Annotated in this window: 2 protein-coding genes; both read right to left on the reverse strand. The window is 65.5% G+C overall.

All coding sequences use genetic code 11. The features are described 5' to 3' along the window. Window positions 1-144 precede the first annotated feature (144 nt). The gene (locus WA989_RS08695; protein ID WP_424340110.1) at window positions 145-393 is read right to left on the reverse strand and encodes a DUF2312 domain-containing protein; all 249 of its coding nucleotides are present in this window, start codon (window positions 391-393) and stop codon (window positions 145-147) included. Between the two features lie 22 nt (window positions 394-415). Further along, window positions 416-2,035: hypothetical protein (locus WA989_RS08700; protein ID WP_424340111.1), on the reverse strand; the 1,620-nt coding region annotated here is incomplete at its 5' end.

Raw genomic sequence — 2,035 nt, forward strand, 5'->3', positions numbered from 1 at the left:
GCCCCTCCTCGAGGCCGGCAAAGCGCGAATGATAGGGCGCCGGGCCACGCACCGGCCCGGCCTCCTCCTCGATCGCCACCAGACGCGCGCGAGCTTCCTCTGCGAGGGTCCGGGGCTGCCGTATCAACGGCACATGATGACCGTTCATATCTCGCCGAGCGCCACCAGATAGGTCTCGACAACGGCTTCGGCCTCTTCGCGCTCCTGGCGGTCCTGCCTGCGGATCCTCAGAACTTCGCGCAGGGCCTTCACGTCATAGCCCATGGCTTTCGCCTCGCCGAACACATCCTTGATCTGGTCTGCGACCTCTTTCTTCTCCTCCTCGAGCCGCTCGATGCGCTCGATCGTCAGACGCAGCTTGTCGCGCGCCGCCTGGCCTAGTTCATTACTCATTTCAGGGGTCTCCTTTCAGGGGTTAAAACGGGGCGTCTTCATCGCCCTCTTCATCGTCGCCGGCGCCCGCATCCTTCTCCGGCCGCCAGTCGACAAAGTCTTCGAGCGCGATCGACAGGCCGCGCCCCTGCGTCCCGTCGACGCTGAGCTTGATCTTCTCCACCAGGTCGGGAGGCGCGTTGCCCATGGCTCGCGTCCAGGGTCCGGGCGCGCCCGGTATGCCCTTCCAGTCGGTCTTCTCGTAGATCTCGAGCAGGCCCGGATGATTGTTCGCGATGAACAGGCAGAAGCCGCGCGCGTCGCGGTGGATCCGGCACCCGGCATAGGCCAGCAGCGCATTCTTCTCCTTCATCTCCTCCTTGATCGCGCCATAGCCGAGGCGCTCGTCGCCATTGTCGGCAAGCACGCGGAACAGGAAATTGCTGCACGCTCCGCCGATCGAGCTTGGCGCGCCGGTCTTCCAGTCGCGCGGCCGGCTGGCCAGCAAGTGATCGAGACAGGCCCGCCAGTTCGGGATCGCATCGGTGTATTCGGTCAGCAGCGATGGCAGGATCGCGCCCCACACCTTGACCATGTCCGGATCATGGTTCTTGCCGTCCGCGCCGGTCAGGTAGCCCTCTTCGCTGAGCACCAGGTCGGCGAGCGCCAGCAGCGTGCCGAACGTATCGGCCCCGCGCGCATCATGGCCGAGCTGCTTCAGCTCGGCGCGGTGCGCCTTCAGCGTCTCATCCCATCGATGCCAGTGATTGCAGGCCCGCCTGAGCAGCTCCTGGCCCCAGCGGCGCGCCTCGAGGATCGTCCAGTGCGGCTCCTCGGCGCCATCCTCGATCTGGTAGAGCTCGAGCTGCGGCATCCGGTTCATGTCCTGCTGGCGCAGGGCCGCGGCATTGATCGAGGCAAACTGGAACGAGTTGCGCGCCCTGAAGGCTGTGCCGGTGCCGCCGGATCCGCCGCGCAGGATCAGGTCGCCAGACGCCGCATCGCGCGCCAGCTTGACCATATTGTCGAGATTGCGGCTGTCGGCCGTGTTTTCCTGCTCATCGAGCGAGACTGCGATCGCGTCGAACTTGACCCGCTGATAGATCGAGGCCGATGTCGCATTCGACGCATTCAGAGACCAGGTGTCCATAACATCGCGCCTGAGCTTGATCAGCGTCGATTTGCCCGTCCGGCTCTCGCCCGTGATCCACACAGACGGGCGCCAGTCGAGCGCCCCGCCGAGAAAACCGGCCATCATCGCGCCGAGGTACAGCCGCGCATCGAGCTCGCCGCGCTTCCAGTTCCACGTCTTCAAGATCCGGTAGACCTGGTGCGCGGCCGCGCGCGGGTCTTCCGCCGGCAACAACTCCTCGCTCGCCTTGAGCGGCCGCATCATTCGCGGACCGCCCGGATAGACGCGGCCATCATGCTCGCCAGGATCGGCCAGCGTCTCGGGAAACACCAGGACATCGCCGCAATGCAGGACAAGGCTCTTGCCGTCATCATCGGCGCGCCAGGCCCCCCGCCCGCGCACCCGCTCCATATCGTCCCAGATGCCCTTGACCGCGCACTCATACTGGATCGATCGGCGGCAATCCTCGGCCGAGAAGGTGATCTTCTCCTTGCCATAGCGCGGCCAGCACTCGACCAGATAGGCCATGTC

It is taken from the genome of Henriciella sp. (genome assembly GCF_049649345.1).
GTDB lineage: Bacteria > Pseudomonadota > Alphaproteobacteria > Caulobacterales > Hyphomonadaceae > Henriciella.